Origin of the sequence: Candidatus Pantoea edessiphila (assembly GCF_002933355.1) — a bacterium.
Classification (GTDB): Bacteria; Pseudomonadota; Gammaproteobacteria; order Enterobacterales; family Enterobacteriaceae; genus Pantoea_C; species Pantoea_C edessiphila.
In genome coordinates this window covers 1-17,417 of the sequence record NZ_PDKU01000001.1, presented here as the reverse complement: position 1 = coordinate 17,417, position 17,417 = coordinate 1, and the positions used below count along the sequence as shown (strand labels likewise).

Annotated in this window: 12 protein-coding genes, 4 tRNA genes and 1 rRNA gene; 1 reads left to right on the top strand and 16 read right to left on the bottom strand. The window is 30.9% G+C overall.

Going from position 1 to position 17,417, the window contains the following annotated elements; genetic code table 11:
* Positions 1-4: 4 nt before the first annotated feature.
* The 13 genes from hemE to CRV10_RS00130 all read right to left on the bottom strand — a co-directional run bounded on the left by hemE (position 5) and on the right by CRV10_RS00130 (position 13,782).
* Entirely contained in the window at positions 5-1,066 is a 1,062-nt protein-coding gene (hemE, locus tag CRV10_RS00190) for a uroporphyrinogen decarboxylase (RefSeq protein WP_136129816.1), read from the bottom strand.
* 118 nt (positions 1,067-1,184) lie between these two features.
* Positions 1,185-5,414 carry a DNA-directed RNA polymerase subunit beta' gene (rpoC, locus tag CRV10_RS00185; RefSeq protein ID WP_136129815.1) on the bottom strand — a complete coding sequence of 1,410 codons (4,230 nt, stop codon included), beginning with the start codon at positions 5,412-5,414 and terminating at the stop codon, positions 1,185-1,187.
* Between the two features lie 137 nt (positions 5,415-5,551).
* The gene (rpoB, locus tag CRV10_RS00180) at positions 5,552-9,580 is read right to left on the bottom strand and encodes a DNA-directed RNA polymerase subunit beta (protein WP_136129814.1); all 4,029 of its coding nucleotides are present in this window, start codon (positions 9,578-9,580) and stop codon (positions 5,552-5,554) included.
* Positions 9,581-9,741: 161 nt separating this feature from the next.
* Positions 9,742-10,098 carry a 50S ribosomal protein L7/L12 gene (rplL, locus tag CRV10_RS00175; RefSeq protein WP_136129813.1) on the bottom strand — a complete coding sequence of 119 codons (357 nt, stop codon included), beginning with the start codon at positions 10,096-10,098 and terminating at the stop codon, positions 9,742-9,744.
* A gap of 61 nt (positions 10,099-10,159) precedes the next feature.
* The gene (gene rplJ / locus CRV10_RS00170; protein WP_136129812.1) at positions 10,160-10,648 is read right to left on the bottom strand and encodes a 50S ribosomal protein L10; all 489 of its coding nucleotides are present in this window, start codon (positions 10,646-10,648) and stop codon (positions 10,160-10,162) included.
* Between the two features lie 289 nt (positions 10,649-10,937).
* Positions 10,938-11,633 carry a 50S ribosomal protein L1 gene (gene rplA / locus CRV10_RS00165; protein ID WP_136129811.1) on the bottom strand — a complete coding sequence of 232 codons (696 nt, stop codon included), beginning with the start codon at positions 11,631-11,633 and terminating at the stop codon, positions 10,938-10,940.
* Position 11,634: 1 nt separating this feature from the next.
* Complete coding sequence (gene rplK / locus CRV10_RS00160) at positions 11,635-12,063, bottom strand: 50S ribosomal protein L11 (protein WP_136129810.1); 429 nt, start codon at positions 12,061-12,063, stop codon at positions 11,635-11,637.
* A gap of 94 nt (positions 12,064-12,157) precedes the next feature.
* Entirely contained in the window at positions 12,158-12,703 is a 546-nt protein-coding gene (gene nusG, locus CRV10_RS00155; RefSeq protein ID WP_136129809.1) for a transcription termination/antitermination protein NusG, read from the bottom strand.
* A 1-nt stretch (position 12,704) separates the two neighbouring features.
* Positions 12,705-13,088, bottom strand: a complete 384-nt coding sequence (gene secE / locus CRV10_RS00150) for a preprotein translocase subunit SecE (protein ID WP_136129808.1) — start codon at positions 13,086-13,088, stop codon at positions 12,705-12,707.
* A 295-nt stretch (positions 13,089-13,383) separates the two neighbouring features.
* Positions 13,384-13,457 (bottom strand) — tRNA-Thr (locus CRV10_RS00145).
* Between the two features lie 9 nt (positions 13,458-13,466).
* A tRNA-Gly gene (locus CRV10_RS00140) sits at positions 13,467-13,541 on the bottom strand.
* Positions 13,542-13,614: 73 nt separating this feature from the next.
* Positions 13,615-13,699, bottom strand: a tRNA-Tyr gene (locus tag CRV10_RS00135).
* A gap of 10 nt (positions 13,700-13,709) precedes the next feature.
* A tRNA-Thr gene (locus CRV10_RS00130) sits at positions 13,710-13,782 on the bottom strand.
* 406 nt (positions 13,783-14,188) lie between these two features.
* Here CRV10_RS00130 and coaA point away from each other — a divergent pair.
* Positions 14,189-15,124: a type I pantothenate kinase gene (gene coaA, locus CRV10_RS00125; protein WP_136129807.1), complete on the top strand. Its 936-nt coding sequence runs from the start codon at positions 14,189-14,191 to the stop codon at positions 15,122-15,124.
* Between the two features lie 20 nt (positions 15,125-15,144).
* Here the strand turns inward: coaA and birA are convergent, their stop codons facing one another.
* The 3 genes from birA to rrf form a co-directional block, all read right to left on the bottom strand.
* Entirely contained in the window at positions 15,145-16,116 is a 972-nt protein-coding gene (birA, locus tag CRV10_RS00120; protein ID WP_136129806.1) for a bifunctional biotin--[acetyl-CoA-carboxylase] ligase/biotin operon repressor BirA, read from the bottom strand.
* Positions 16,116-17,159 carry a UDP-N-acetylmuramate dehydrogenase gene (gene murB / locus CRV10_RS00115; protein WP_136129805.1) on the bottom strand — a complete coding sequence of 348 codons (1,044 nt, stop codon included), beginning with the start codon at positions 17,157-17,159 and terminating at the stop codon, positions 16,116-16,118. The genes birA and murB overlap by 1 nt, the downstream gene beginning before the upstream one ends.
* A 73-nt stretch (positions 17,160-17,232) precedes the next feature.
* Positions 17,233-17,348: ribosomal RNA gene (gene rrf / locus CRV10_RS00110) — 5S ribosomal RNA — on the bottom strand.
* Positions 17,349-17,417 lie beyond the last annotated feature (69 nt).

Here is a 17,417-nt window from a genome sequence, read left to right as displayed (position 1 = left end):
ATATTTAATGCCATATGCGAGAAAGACTATGTACTGATTCAATAAATATACCTGCTTTTTCCGGTGATGTATCGTGATGTATACCATGACCTAAATTAAAAACATGACCACTACCTTTACCAAAACTTTCTAGGATTTTCTTTACTTCATATATTATGCGTTCAGGAGAAGAGTAGAGGACTGAAGGATCCATATTTCCTTGAATTGCAACTTTATTTCCAACGCGACGACGTGCTTCACCAATATTTATAGTCCAATCAATACTTAGAGCATCACAACCGATTTCTGCCATATCTTCTAACCATTGATTCCCACCTTTAGTAAATAATACAATAGGCACATAACAATCTTTGTTTTTACGAATTAAACCATTAACTATTTTTTCTAAATAATAAAGAGAAAATTCTCTATAAGCAGATCCAGTTAATATACCACCCCAAGTATCAAATAACATTACTGATTGTACACCTGAACAAATTTGTGCGTTTAAATATAAAATTATATTGTTTGCTAATTTATCTAGCATTTTATGTAAAATAATTGGGTCGGAATACATCATTTTTTTTATTTTATTAAATACTTTACTACTGCTACCTTCTACCATATATGTTGCTAGAGTCCAAGGACTTCCGGAAAAACCAATGAGCGGCACTTCTCCTTTAAGATTTTTATAAATCATCCGTACTGTATTCATTACATAATTCAATTCTTGTTCTGGATCATATACTGGTAAACGTTCAACGTCAGCACTACAAGTAATAGGATATAAAAAACCAGGACCACATTTTTCATCGAAATAAAGCCCCAATCCCATTGCATCTGGAATTGTCAAAATATCACTAAAAATTATTACTGCATCTAAATCATAACGATGCAAAGGTTGTAATGCAATTTCACAAGCCATATCAACATCTTTACAAAGCGAAAGAAAATTATTAAATTTAGAACGTATTTTTTTATACTCAGGTAAATATCTTCCAGCCTGTCTCATCATCCAAACTGGAGTAACATCGACTGGTTGACGTAATATAGCACGTAAATAACGATCATTTTTTAGATTAAACATGGTCCATTAATGATTAGTTTGTCATGATAAATTATGGAAGTACTATTAAATTTAATATCATTACCAATGATTGATAATGATATTGATTTTGTTAACAGCAATAAAAAGTTAATAAACTTTATTCATCTTTAGTACGGTCATTTAACCCAGCATTTAACAACTCTGCTAAATTAGCGGAAGCTTTATCAGCGGTAATATTTAATTTAGATACACTATCTTTAGTAACAATTCTATTTCTTATTCGATCTTTATGATATGAATAGCCAGTACCAGCTGGAATAAGTCTACCAACTATAACATTCTCTTTAAGTCCTCGAAGTGCATCATATTTACCTGCTACAGAAGCTTCTGTAAGAACACGTGTAGTTTCCTGAAATGAAGCTGCTGAAACAAATGATTCAGTTGCCAATGAAGCTTTAGTAACACCAAGTAGTTCTCTCATATAAGTTGTAGTCTTTTTTCCCTTTTCCTTCAGTCTACGATTAGATATTCTAACTCGACAAAATTCTACCTGTTCGCCTTCTAAAAATTCTGAGTTTTCAGTATTTATAATGGTAGCTTTACGTAACATCTGACGAATAATTACTTCAATATGTTTATCATTAATCTTTACACCTTGCAAACGATAAACTTCTTGTACTTCATTAGTTATATAACGAGTTACTGCATGAATACCACGTAAACGTAAAATATCATGTGGAGATTCAGGACCATCTGAAATTACATCTCCTTTTTCAACACGTTCCCCTTCAAAAACATTTAATTGTCGCCATTTTGGAATCATTTCTTCATATGTTTCGTTGCCGTTCAGTGGAGTAATCATTAAACGTCTTTTACCTTTAGTTTCCTTTCCAAAAGAAATAATACCACTAATTTCTGCTAATATAGCCGGTTCTTTAGGACGACGAGCTTCAAAAAGATCAGCAACTCGAGGTAAACCTCCAGTAATATCTTTAGTCCCACCAGATTCTTGGGGAACACGAGCTAATATATCTCCTGCCCTAATTTTTACTCCATCTTCCAATTGTACAATTGCTTTGCCTGGTAAAAAATATTGTGCTGGAATGTCAGTACCCAAGATAAAAATATCTTCTCCTTTATCATCAACAATTTTCAGTGCAGGTCGTAAATCTTTACCAAGACTAGTACGTTCAGCATTTTCTAATATTACTAAAGAAGATAAACCAGTTAAATCGTCTGTTTGTCTTGTAATTGTCTGACCATCAATTATATCTATAAACCTAATAAAACCGTCTATTTCAGTGATGACAGGCATAGTATGAGGATCCCAATTTGCTACAATTTCTCCTGAAACAACAGATTGCCCATTATCTTTTTCCATTATCGATCCATAAGGAATTTTATAACTTTCTTTAGTTCTATTAAATTCATCAACGATTTTCAATTCAACATTACGCGATATAACTACTGGCTTACCTAAAGAATTAGATACAAGTTTGGCATTAATAAGTTTTATGGTGCCTTTATTCTTAACTGTAATGCTTGATTCAGTAGCTACACGTGATGCAGCTCCTCCAATATGAAATGTACGCATTGTAAGCTGAGTACCAGGTTCTCCTATTGATTGTGCTGCAATAACACCAATTGCTTCACCTTTATTAACAAGATGTCCTCGTGCTAGATCACGACCGTAACAGTTAGCACATACTCCAAAATCAGTTTCACAACATACAACTGAACGAACCTTTACATTATCTATTGAATTTTCTTCTAATAAATCACAATAATACTCATCTAACAAGGTATTTCTATACATTAAAACTTTATCTGTTCCTGGCTTAAGAATATCTTCTGCAATTACTCTACCTAAAACACGCTCACGTAAAGGATCTTTAACATCTCCTCCCTCTATAACTGGAGTCATATTTATCCCTTCATAAGTACCACAATCATCTTCAGTAATAACTAAATCTTGTGCAACATCTACTAAACGACGCGTTAAATAACCTGAATTTGCAGTTTTTAAAGCAGTATCTGCTAATCCTTTTCTAGCGCCATGAGTTGAAATAAAATATTGTAAAACATTTAAGCCTTCACGAAAATTAGCAGTGATAGGAGTTTCAATAATTGATCCATCTGGTTTCGCCATCAAACCACGCATTCCAGCTAATTGACGAATTTGAGCTGCAGAACCACGAGCACCAGAATCAGCCATCATGAATATATTATTAAAAGAAGATTGTTTTTCTTGTTTTCCATCACAATTAATTATTACTTCAGTTGAAAGATTTTCCATCATTGCCTTAGCAACACGTTCATTAGCAGCAGCCCAAATATCAATAACTTTATTATATCTTTCTCCTACAGTAACTAATCCAGATTGAAATTGTTCTTGTATTTCAGAAACTTCTAATTCAGCTTCAGAAATAATTTCTGATTTTTTTTCAGGAATCACCATGTCATCAATCCCGACAGAAACACCTGAACGAGCTGCGTAAGCAAAACCAGAATACATAATTTGATCAGCAAAAACAACGGTAGATTTTAATCCCAAGATGCGATAACAGGTATTTAACATTTTAGAAATAGTTTTTTTACCTAATACTTGATTTACAATAGAGTAAGGTAGACCTTTTGGTACAATCATCCAAAGAATTGCACGACCAATAGTAGTATCAACTATACTTGTACTAGAAACAAATTCACCGTGTTCATTTTTATGAAATTCATTAATACGAACCTTAACACGAGCATGTAATTCAGCTTGTCCGGTTCGATATAAACGCTCTGCTTCTTTTGGACCAGTTAGCATCATACCTTCACCTTTACTTCTAAATTTATCTCTTGTCATATAGTATAAACCTAGTACAACATCTTGAGAGGGAACAATAATTGGTTCGCCATTAGCTGGAGATAAAATATTATTAGTTGACATCATTAATGCACGTGCTTCTAATTGAGCTTCTAAAGTTAAAGGTACATGTACTGCCATTTGATCTCCATCAAAATCAGCATTATATGCTGCACATACTAATGGATGTAATTGAATTGCCTTACCTTCAACAAGAACCGGCTCAAATGCTTGGATTCCTAAACGATGCAATGTAGGTGCACGATTTAGTAATACTGGATGTTCACGAATAACGTCGTCAAGAATATCCCAAACAACTGATTCTTCACGTTCAACCATTTTTTTTGCAGCTTTTATTGTAGTAGCTAATCCTCTTATTTCTAATTTGCCATAAATAAAAGGTTTAAATAATTCCAAAGCCATTTTTTTTGGTAATCCACACTGATGCAAATGAAGATAAGGTCCTACCGTAATAACAGAACGTCCTGAATAATCAACTCGTTTACCTAGTAAATTTTGACGAAAACGCCCTTGTTTGCCCTTAATCATATCGGCTAGTGATTTTAATGGGCGTTTGTTAGAACCAGTAATAGCACGACCTCTACGACCATTGTCTAATAAGGCGTCTACTGCTTCTTGTAACATCCTCTTTTCATTTCTAACAATTATATCTGGAGCAGAAAGATCTAATAATCTTTTTAATCTATTATTACGATTAATAACACGACGATATAAATCGTTCAAATCTGAAGTTGCAAAACGTCCTCCATCAAGGGGGACTAAAGGGCGTAAATCTGGTGGAAGAACTGGTAATACACTTAAGATCATCCACTCAGGTTTATTTCCAGATTGAATAAATGATTCTAATAATTTAATTCTTTTAGTTAATTTTTTTCTTTTAGTTTCAGAATTAGTTTCATAAAGTTCATCCCGCAATTGTTCACATTCTTGTTCTAATTCCATGTTTTTTAATAAGTATTGAATAGCTTCAGCACCCATTTTTGCATCAAATTCATCACCAAATTCTTCTAAGACATCTAGGTATTGTTCTTCAGTTAAAATTTGTCGTTTTTCAAGACTTGTCATACCACCTTCAACTACAACATAAGATTCAAAATATAGTACCCTTTCTATATCACGCAAAGGCATATCTAATAATAGTCCAATACGTGATGGTAAAGATTTTAAAAACCAAATATGAGCTGTTGGTGATGCAAGTTCTATATGTCCCATACGCTCACGGCGTACTTTAGTTTGTGTTACTTCAACACCACATTTTTCACAAATTACACCACGGTGCTTTAATCTTTTATATTTACCGCATAAGCACTCATAATCTTTTACTGGTCCAAAAATACGAGCACAAAAAAGGCCATCACGTTCTGGTTTAAAAGTACGATAATTAATAGTTTCTGGTTTTTTTACTTCACCAAAAGACCAAGAACGTATCATATCTGGTGCGGCTAAAGAAATTTTAATGGTATCAAATTCTTCTTTTTTATTTTGTGTTTTTAGGAATTTAAGTAAATCTTTCACGGATTAGTTCTCGTCGGGGGGGTGAGATTTAAGAGTGTTTAAAACAAAATAACTTAAATACTCCATAATCAACAAATATAAATTACAGTGAATAAAACTTTTAATCTGTATCTTTTAGAAGATATAACAACATTAAGCTACTCGTCTTCCAACTCTATATTAATACCTAATGATCGAATTTCCTTCAATAATACATTAAAAGATTCTGGCATGCCTGGTTCCATATTATGATTACCATCTACAATATTTTTGTACATTTTAGTACGACCATTAACATCATCAGATTTTACTGTAAGCATTTCCTGTAAAGTATATGCTGCACCGTAAGCTTCCAATGCCCAAACTTCCATTTCACCAAAGCGTTGACCACCAAATTGAGCTTTACCACCTAAAGGTTGCTGAGTAACTAAGCTATAGGAACCTGTAGAACGTGCATGCATTTTATCATCTACTAAATGATTAAGTTTAAGCATATACATGTATCCAACAGTAACTTTTCTTTCAAACTTTTCACTTGTTCGTCCATCAAATAGAGTAATTTGTCCAGAAGAAGGCAAACCACTTAATTGCAGTAATTCTTTAATTTCATTTTCCTTAGCACCATCAAAAACAGGACTTGCAATTGGCATTCCTTTTTTTAAATTCTCGGCTAAACATAATATTTCTGTATCACTAAAGCTACTTAAATCTACCTTTTGACGCAAATCTGTACCTAAATCATAAGCACGCTGTATAAATTTACGCAATTTAATAATTTCTTCTTCTTTCTTTAGCATTTCATCTATTTTTTCGCCAATTCCTTTAGCAGCCATACCTAAGTGAGTTTCGAGAATTTGTCCAATATTCATACGTGATGGTACACCTAAAGGATTTAATACAACATCAACTGGAATACCGTGTTCATCATATGGCATGTCTTCTATTGGATTGATTTTTGAGATAACTCCTTTATTTCCATGACGACCTGCCATTTTATCGCCCGGTTGAATTTGACGTTTAACAGCAAGATATACTTTAACTATTTTTAATATACCAGGTGCGAGATCGTCACCTTGAGTAATTTTTCGACGTTTATCTTCTATTTTTTTCTCAAATTCTTGCTTAAGTTCCGAGTATTGATAATTTAAGTGTTCTAATTGATCTTTTTTGTTTTTATCATTAATATCTAATTTAAACCAGTCTTCACGGGGTATTTTATGTAATTCACTAATATCAATATTGTCAGATAATAGTAATGTATAAACACGACTAAATATTCCAGCTTCTAAAATTTGTCTTTCATCTGAAAAATCTTTTTTTGCTTGTTTTAGCTGCATATCTTCTATTTCTAAAGCACGCTTATCTTTTTCTATCCCATCTCTAGTAAAAATTTGGACATCAATAACCGTTCCAGATACACCGTTTGGTACTCTCAGTGATGAATCTTTTACATCAGATGCTTTTTCACCGAAAATAGCACGTAATAATTTTTCTTCCGGTGTTAACTGAGTTTCACCTTTAGGAGTTACTTTACCTACTAAAATATCTCCACCAGTTACTTCTGCTCCTATATACACAATACCTGATTCATCCAATTTAGAAAGAGCAGCTTCACTTACATTTGGAATATCCGCAGTAACCTCTTCGGAACCTAATTTAGTATCTCTAGACATACATGCAAGCTCTTGAATGTGAATGCTAGTAAATCTATCTTCTTGGACTACACGTTCTGAAATTAAGATAGAATCTTCAAAATTATATCCATTCCAAGGCATAAAAGCGACTCGCATATTTTGTCCTAAAGCTAACTCACCTAAATCAGTAGAAGGACCATCTGCTATTACATCACCTCTCTCAATTTTTTCACCCAATGAAATACAAGGAATTTGATTAATACAAGTATTCTGATTAGAACGAGTATATTTCGTTAAATTATAAATATCGATTCCAACTTCATCACAAAGTATTTCTTTATCATTAACTTTAATAACAATACGAGATGCATCCAGATATTGTATTAAACCACCTCTTTTAGCTACCACTGTCACTCCGGAATCAACAGCTACTGCACGTTCCATTCCTGTTCCAACTAAAGGTTTATCAGTACGTAATGTTGGGACAGCTTGACGTTGCATATTTGCGCCCATTAAAGCACGATTAGCATCATCATGTTCAAGAAATGGTATTAATGATGCACCAACAGAAACTATCTGTTGAGTTGAAACATCCATATAATCAACTTGTTCTTTATGAAATAATCCTGATTCTCCTTTATTGCGACAAATTATTAGATCATCTATAAACTTACCATCTTCATCTATATGAGCATTTGCTTGCGCAATTACATAATTACCTTCTTCAATAGCAGATAAATAATTGATTCTATCAGAAACAATACCCTTAAAAACACAACGATAGGGTGTTTCTAAAAATCCGTATTCATTTGTTTTTGCATATACAGATAAAGAATTGATCAAGCCAATATTTGGACCTTCTGGAGTTTCAATCGGACAAACACGTCCGTAGTGTGTAGGATGAACATCTCTCACTTCAAAACCGGCTCTTTCACGTGTTAATCCTCCTGGACCAAGTGCAGAAATACGACGTTTATGAGTTATTTCTGATAAAGGATTATTTTGATCCATAAATTGAGACAATTGACTAGAACTAAAAAATTCTTTTACTGCTGCTGAAATAGGCTTTGCATTGATCATATCTTGAGGCATTAAAGTATCGAGATCTCCTAAAGATAAACGTTCTCTAACCGCACGTTCAACACGTATTAAACCTATACGAAATTGATTTTCAGCCATTTCACCTACTGAACGAATACGCCGATTTCCTAAATGATCAATATCATCTACCTCTCCCTTACCATTACGAATATTAATAAGTTTTTTCATTACGTCAACAATATCTTTTTTACTAAGAACACCAGAACCTTCTATTTGTTCTCTCCCTAATGAACGATTAAATTTCATACGACCTACAGCAGAGAGATCATATCTGTCATCGGAAAAGAATAAATTTTCAAAAAGATTCTCAGTAGCTTCACGTGTTGGAGGCTCACCAGGTCGCATCATACGATAAATTTCAACAAGTGCGCTTGATTTGTCGTTAGTAGTATCAATACGTAATGTTTCAGAGATATAAGCTCCATGATCTAAATCATTAATAAATAATGTTTCAATTTGCTTATATCCTAATTGCTTTAATTTATAGATTAAATCTATTGTGATTTCTGTATTAGCTAAAACAATTAGCTCTCCAGTACTATAATCGTAGTAATCTTTAGCTAAAATTCTACCTAAAAGATATTCAATTGGAACTTCAATATATCTGATATTATCTTTTTCCAATTGATTGATATGTCTTGAAGTAATACGACGATTTTTTTCAATATAAATTTTTCCATTAACTGCAATATCAAAGGTAGCGGTTTCACCCCGTAATCTTTCAGGAATTAATTGCATTAATATTTGATCAGTATGAAACTCAAATATTATTTTTTCAAAGAACATATTTAAAATATCTTCAGTTTTATAATTTAATGCTCTTAAAATAATAGTTGAAGGTAATTTACGTCTGCGGTCAATGCGAATAAATAAATTATCTTTGGGATCGAATTCAAAATCTATCCAAGAACCTCTATAAGGAATTATACGTGCATTATATAATATTTTGCCTGAAGAATGAGTTTTACCTTTATCGCTATCAAAAAATACACCTGGACTACGATGTAATTGAGATACTATGACACGTTCAGTACCATTAATAATAAAAGTACCGTTTTCTGTCATTAATGGAATTTCTCCCATATAAACTTCTTGTTCTTTAATATGTTTTACATTTTTTTCTGAAAAATCAGTTTCATAAATTATTAAACGCAACTTCACCCTAAGTGGAGCAGAAAAAGTTGCACCACGAATTTGACATTCTTTTACATCAAAAATAGGTGAACCTAAACGATAACTTACATATTGTAATTCAGAATTACCGCCATAACTCATAATAGGGAATACAGAACGGAAAGCAGCTTCCAAGCCGTATTGACCTTCTGAATCATGTTCAATAAATTTTTGAAAAGAGTCAAGTTGAATAAAAAGCAGGTAAGGGACGTCTAGCACTTTTGGACGCTTACCAAAATCTTTACGGATTCGTTTTTTTTCTGTATAAGAGTAAACCATTATGGCTCCTCAGCTAGCTGATAGGTCAACCTATTTTTAGGTTTTTATACTTTCGATAATAAAATTTATTAAATTTTATTATCAGCTAAAATTTTTAAAGGAAAAAGGCTGGTGATTTTATCACCAGCCGTCAGTCTTACTAGACTATAAAGCTAAAAATTCTACTTAACTTCAACTTCAGCTCCGGCTTCTTTTAAAATCACTTCTAAAGCTGCTGCATCTTCTTTGGTAATACCCTCTTTGATTACACCAGTTGCTTCAACTAAATCTTTAGCCTCTTTTAGTCCTAACCCAGTTGCTGCCCGCACAGCTTTAATTACTGCTACTTTATTAGGCCCAATAGATTTTAAGACTACATTAAATTCAGTTTGTTCTTCAATAGTCTCAGCAGGGCCAGAATTTACAACCACTTTAGAAGAAACACCGAATTTTTCTTCCATAGCAGAAACTAAGTCAACAATTTCCATTACAGACATAGCAGAAACAGCTTCTAAAATTTGGTCTTTAGTTATAGACATTACGATTATTCCTAAAATAAAAATCAGAAAAACCTTTATATCATAGAAAATTTTTAATTATCTATTTTATATTTTTAATCGCAGTTAATACACGAACTATTTTTCCTGCAGCGGCTTCTTTCATAGTTAACATTAAATTTATTAGCGCTTCTTCGTAAGTTGGAAGAGCTGCTAAATAATCAATTTTATGAGCATCAATTAGTTGATTTTCAAAAGCTGCACCTTTAATGCTAAATGTTACGTTTTCTTTTGCAAAATCTTTTAATAGACGAGCAGCTATACCCGGATGTTCTATAGAATATGCAATTAATGTAGGACCCACAAAAGTGTTTTTTAAACATTCAAATTGTGTATTTTTAACAATTTTATGTAGTAAAGTATTGCGAACGACATATATATATACACCAGATTTACGAGCTTTTTCTCTCAATTCAGTTATTTTATCTACAGTAACACCACGAAAGTCGGCAACAACTGCCGAAATTGCTTTTTTTGCTATTTTGCAAATTTTAGTAACAATCGCTTTTTTATCATGAAGATTTAGTGGCATTATCCTACACTCCTAGACTTAAATTGGAGAAAATATTAAAAAAACTGTTTTTTTAATTGAATAAAAATTGAAAAAAGGATAATAAAATCTGCTAAATCAAGAAAGTATATTGTCCTGGCATTGATATGTTTATTTATTATTTTCATTATCACTTGATTCTATTTTATATACTATTAATTTAATATATACAAGATAATATTCAATTTTAAGTTAAATAATTTATTCTATATTATAGAATTAATAATAAGATAATCTTATTATTTCTTGTTTTAATAGATAATTTAAATTTCTAAATATTCAAACCAACTAAATCAATATTGATTCCTATACCCATCGTAGTTGAAATACTAATTTTTTTTATATAATTACCTTTTGCATGAATAGGTTTCATTTTTTTTAAATCAATCAACAAAGATTCTAGATTTTCTTTAATTTTTTCAACTTCAAAATTTATTTTACCAATAGACGTATGAATTATACCGTTTTTATCGTTTCTATAACGAATTTGGTTATTTTTGAGATTTTTAACAGCTTTAGCAATATTTGAAGTCACAGTACCCATCTTAGGATTAGGCATTAATCCTTTGGTACCTAAAATTTGTCCCAATTGACTTACAATATGCATTGCGTCTGGAGTTGAAATTACAACATCAAAATTTAAATTACCTCTTTTAATCTCATCAACAAGATCTTGCATACCAACGATTATAGCTCCTTCTTTAATTGCTTCTTCAGCTTTTAATCCTTCAGCAAAAACTGCAATACGTAAAGAACGACCTGTACCATGAGGTAAAATGGTTGCACTACGAATATTTTGATCTGATTTTTTTGCATCAATACTTAAATGTATAGCTACATCAATACTTTCTATAAATTTAGAAACAGCATATTTTTTAAGTATAAGAACAGCTTCATTAAAATCATATTTTTTAGTCACATCAATTTGATTTAGTATTGTTGCTACACGTTTAGTTATTTTAATCATTTCAATCCTCTACCACTAATCCCATAGAAATAGCAGTACCTTCAATAGAACGAGACATTGCTTCTATATTAGATCCTGTCATATCTGTTGATTTATTTTTTGCTATTTCAAGAATTTGTGCCCGAGTTATAGTACCAACTTTTTCTTGATTAGGTTTACTTGAACCTAATTTAATCCCTACAGCTTTTTTAAGTAAAACAGCAGCGGGGGGTGTTTTTATAATAAATGTAAATGTACGATCTGTATATACCGTTACAATTACTGGAGTTGGGATACCTTTTTCTAAAGGTGCTGTCTCAAGATTAAAATCCTTACAAAACTGCATGATATTAACACCTTGCTGCCCTAAAGCAGGTCCGACTGGTGGACTTGGATTAGCCATGCCAGCAGGAATCTGTAACTTCACATATGCTTGAACTTTTTTAGCCATATATCTCCTTATTAATTTAATTAAATAAATATTTATTTCAATAATACAATAGGATATTGTCTATTTCCATAGCTAATCATAGAAAAAATACTTTTCAACCTTTTTCTACTTGAGAAAAATCAAGTTCTACTGGCGTCGCTCTTCCAAAAATTGAAACTGATACTTTTAGGCGACTTTTTTCATAATCCACTTCTTCTACTATACTGTTAAAGTCTGCAAATGGACCATCATTAACTCGAACTATTTCACCTGGTTCAAAAATAGTTTTTGGACGCGGTTTATCACCAATTTTTTGAAGTCTATTAATAATAAGATGAGCTTCTTTATCACTGATAGGAGAAGGTCGATCAGAAGTGCCACCGATAAAACCCATAACGCGAGGAACACTTTTTACTAAATGCCAACTAGAATCATTCATTACCATTTGGACAAGTACGTAACCAGGGAAAAATTTCCTTTCACTTTTACGGCGTTGACCGCAACGAATTTCAATCACTTCTTCTGTAGGAACCATAATTTCCCCAAACATGTTCTGCATATTATATAACCTAATATGTTCACGCAACGATTGCGCTACGCGTCCTTCAAAACCGGAAAACGCTTGTATAACATACCAACGTTTTTTTGGAACTTCAGACATCTTACAACCTCAGACCAGTAATAAATGATACAACACGGACTAGGATATTATCCAGTCCCCACAAAAGTAATGACATTAAGATAGTAACAGCTATAACAATTACTGTTATACGAAATGTTTCTTGATAACTAGGCCAAACAACTTTTTTCATTTCAGCTTTTGACTCTCGAATAAAAATTAAAGCTGTCTTGCCTGTTTTCATTGATAGTAAAATAAAAATAGAAATTACTACTAATATCATTAGAGCTATTATACGTAAATATAATTTTGTTTCTTGGTAGTAACAATTACCTACAATTGCAGTTAGCAATAATGTTAATATAATTATCCACTTTGCTATTTCTAAGCTGAAAAAAGTTACTTTAGCTTCGTTATTATTACTCATACATTTTCAACCTGCTAAAATAATTCTAATATCATGTAGTTTTATACCGCATTAATTTTTTAGAAATAGTAAGGATCGGAAAAGTATATTAACTGATGGTTTTTATAACACATTGTATTAATTTATTACTATTAAATATCTTTATATTATTCAATAATTGTGTTGCGATTTGATATCCAAATACTTCTTTCATAAAATTATTATAATAATAGCAATCAATTTGTTCATTAAAAACCGAAAAGATAATATTTTATGTAAACACCTCAAACCCAAACATAAATCTAATAACAAATTATGCTGATACCCAGGATTGAACTGGGGAACCTCACCCTTACCAAGGGTGCGCTCTACCAACTGAGCTATACCAGCATAGATATATGGAGCGGGTAACGGGAATCGAACCCGTATCATTAGCTTGGAAGGCTAAGGTAATAACCGTTATACCATACCCGCCATATTATAAATAAAAAATAATATAAAAATTTAAAATGTACAAGTCACATCATTATAATAAACCTATTAAGAATGGTGGTGGGAGAAGGATTCGAACCTTCGAAGTCTAAGACGGCAGATTTACAGTCTGCTCCCTTTAGCCACTCGGGAATCCCACCTATCAAATTTTGCCGGCTACCGGAATTGAACTGGTGACCCACTGATTACAAGTCAGTTGCTCTACCAACTGAGCTAAGCCGGCATTGAATAGTATTTATTCTAGAAGCGTTATATAGATGATGCAACAAATATTTTTAATTAAATAAAGTATATATTCTGCAATTATATCTATATAAAAATACAACATATTGAATTAATTGATTATTACTAATAAAGTTAATTTTATATATGTAATAATCAATTTTTTATTAATAATTGAACTTGTATACATTACTTATAGGATATAATATCCTACTATCTGTTTAATAAGAAATTCATAAAAATCAAAAAAAATATATTATCATGGATTGTACTGTTTTCTAATGTAATCATTCGGTTCAAAATCACATTATATATAAGATTAGTATTTTTGTATATAGTATTGTATTTAAAATATCATTAGTATTTAAAAAATCATAAATACTAAATTCGCTATTATTAATAAATTAATGATAATGGGAAATTTTTATTTGGTGTTTACTCGTAAAGAATGGGCTAATCTGTGTGATTCTTTTTTATTCAGTCTATCTAATGATGAAATTAACACAATTAAAGGGATTAATGATGAGTTATCAATTAAGGAAGTCATAGAAATTTATTTACCTCTTTCGCGTTTAATCAATTTTTTTATTGATTCTAATTTTCGCCATAAAGAAGTCATTGAAAAATTCTTAGGTAAAACAATAAACAAAGTTCCCTATATAATAGGTATATCTGGAAGTGTAGCAGTTGGTAAAAGTACTGCAGCTCGCGTATTACAAACTTTAATGAGTCGATATAATAAAAACAATAAAGTAGAACTTGTTACAACAGATGGATTTTTATATCCGAACACAATACTTGAAAAAAAAGGTTTAATGAAAAAGAAGGGATTTCCGCAATCTTACAATATAAGCCGGTTAATGAAATTTGTTTTAGACTTAAAATTAGGAGCAAAACAAGTAATAGCACCAGCATATTCACACTCTATTTATGATATATTACCAAAAACAAGCCAAATTATTCAGCAACCAGATATTTTGATTCTTGAAGGATTAAATGTACTTCAGAATGTATCAGATTATCCAGATAATCCTTATCGAATATTTATTTCTGATTTTATAGATTTTTCTATTTATATTGATGCTATTGAAGATCTATTGAAAAAGTGGTATATCGATCGTTTCTTAAAACTTCGTGAAAGTGCTTTTACTAAATCAGAATCTTATTTTTGTAATTACGCTAGTTTAACTAAACAAAAAACTATAACAATAGCTGAAAATTTGTGGAATAGCATCAATAAAATCAATCTTAAAGAAAATATTTTACCCACTCGTGAAAGAGCAAATGTTATTCTAACTAAAACTAATAACCATTTTGTTTATCAAATTCGCTTAAAAAGATGATTTATATATTAAAAGATATATTAGGTTACAAGTGATGTTTCTCCAATTGACCAAGATGTAAATTCACCTTTGTTTTCTAATATTAATGCACCTGTGTAATCTATACCTCGAGCAATACCATTTATTATATTATTACCGATAATTAAATTAACTGACCTATTAACTAAATAGTCTAAATTTTTCCAACGTGATATAAATGGAGTAAAACCTTCTTGTTCAAATATAATTAAATATTTACGAAAATTAGTAGTTAAATTAACTATAAGATCATTTCTGTTTATATTATAATTCATTTCAGATAAAGAAATCCAATTGGAATAATTTTTTAAATATTTATTTTTGTTAAACTTATTTGACATCTTAATGTTGATACCAATACCAATCACGATATCAATATAATTACATGTTTTCTTTTTATTATTATTAATTTCTATTAAAATACCTGCTAATTTTCTTTCATAAAAGTAAATATCATTTGGCCATTTTGTATTAATGTTTTTAACACCTGACATTCGAAGAGTTTCTGCTACAAGAATGCTAATTACTAAGCTAAGTGCTGATATATTATTATGAATGCATTTTAGTTGCCAATACATGGACATATATAAATTAAAACCAAATGGTGAAAACCAATGCTTTCCATTCCGTCCTCTTCCGAATCTTTGATGTTCAGTAATACAGATATCACCAGATTTCAAATTATCAATGCAATTTAATAAATATTGATTTGTAGAATCAACAACTGGAATACATAAAACAGTATTTTTTCCTAGTTTTGATTTAATTTTTTTTTCATCTAATAATTCTAGAGATCTTGATAAACTGTAGTATTCTTCAGTATTACTATATATATCAAGACCCCAATCTCTTAATATTTTTATATTATTAACTATATCTGATTCAGAAGTATGTAAAATTTTACTAAGATTTTGTTTAGAATAAAACTCACCATTAGATAAAATATCAATCAACCGTAATGGAATACTAAACATTATGAAATCATCTCAATTGCATTACATTCACCTGTTGATTTAATAAATCTAACTTCTGGTTCAAGCCATACATCAAATTGTCTACCGACTCGTATACGTATTTCTTTTGCTAAACATAAAATATCTTGTGGAGTTGCATGTCCTTTATTAATTAACACTAGAGCTTGTTTATGATAAACAGCTGAATCTCCAACATACAAATTTTTTAAGTTACACTGCTCAATTAACCATGCACCAGCTAATTTTATCTGATTATTTATAAATGGATAATGAGGCATAGCAGGAAAATATTCTAACAATAACGTGGCTTTTTTTTGAGTAACTATAGGATTTTTAAAGAAACTACCAGCATTGCCTATAATTTTAGGATCAGGGAGTTTACGTTTGCGTATAATAAAAATTTCATTAAATATATCCCATGCACTAATTGGATTGAGATATTTTAAATCTTTATATGTTAAGATTGGTTGCCATTTTTTTTCTAAACTAATACCAACAGCTACGATTACAAAATCAGTCCAATATTTATTTTTAAAAATACTGTCACGATAAGAGAAATTACATTCATCACTATATATTCTTTTAATACTTCCATTTCTTAAATGCATGACATCTACATAACTGCAAAAATCTTTTAATTCAACACCATAAGCACCAATATTTTGAATTGGAACCGAACCTACTGTACCAGGAATCCAAGCTAAATTTTCTAAACCAAAAATACCTTTTGTCAACATTTTTTTTACGAAGCAATGCCAATTTTCTCCAGCACCTACATGTAACTTCCATATTTTATGATTTTCAGAAATTTTTATTCCCTTAATTCTATTGAGAACAATAACACCATTAAAGTCTTCAAGAAATAAAACATTACTAGCTTCTCCTAGAGTTAGAAATGGTAATTTAAGAAATTTACTAAATCTCCATGCTTTTAAGATGGTTTCTCTATTTTTAGCAACAAAAAGAAAGCGGGTATTAATATTAAGACCTAAAGTATTATTTATTTTTAAAGAACAATGTTTATAACCATCATTCAATATCATTATTCAATATCATCATGCAATATGATCTTAAAAAGCAATCTAAGAGATTTTAGATTAGCATACAAAAATTAATGCCTGGCAGTTTCCTACTCTCACATGGAGAAACTCCACACTACCATTGGCACCACGACATTTCACTTCTGAGTTCGGCATGGTTTCAGGTGGTACTATCGCGTTATAGCCGCCAGGCAAAAATAAACTTATAATTTTAAAAATTAAATTTATAACAAGCTAAAGTTTTATATATTCTCAATATTT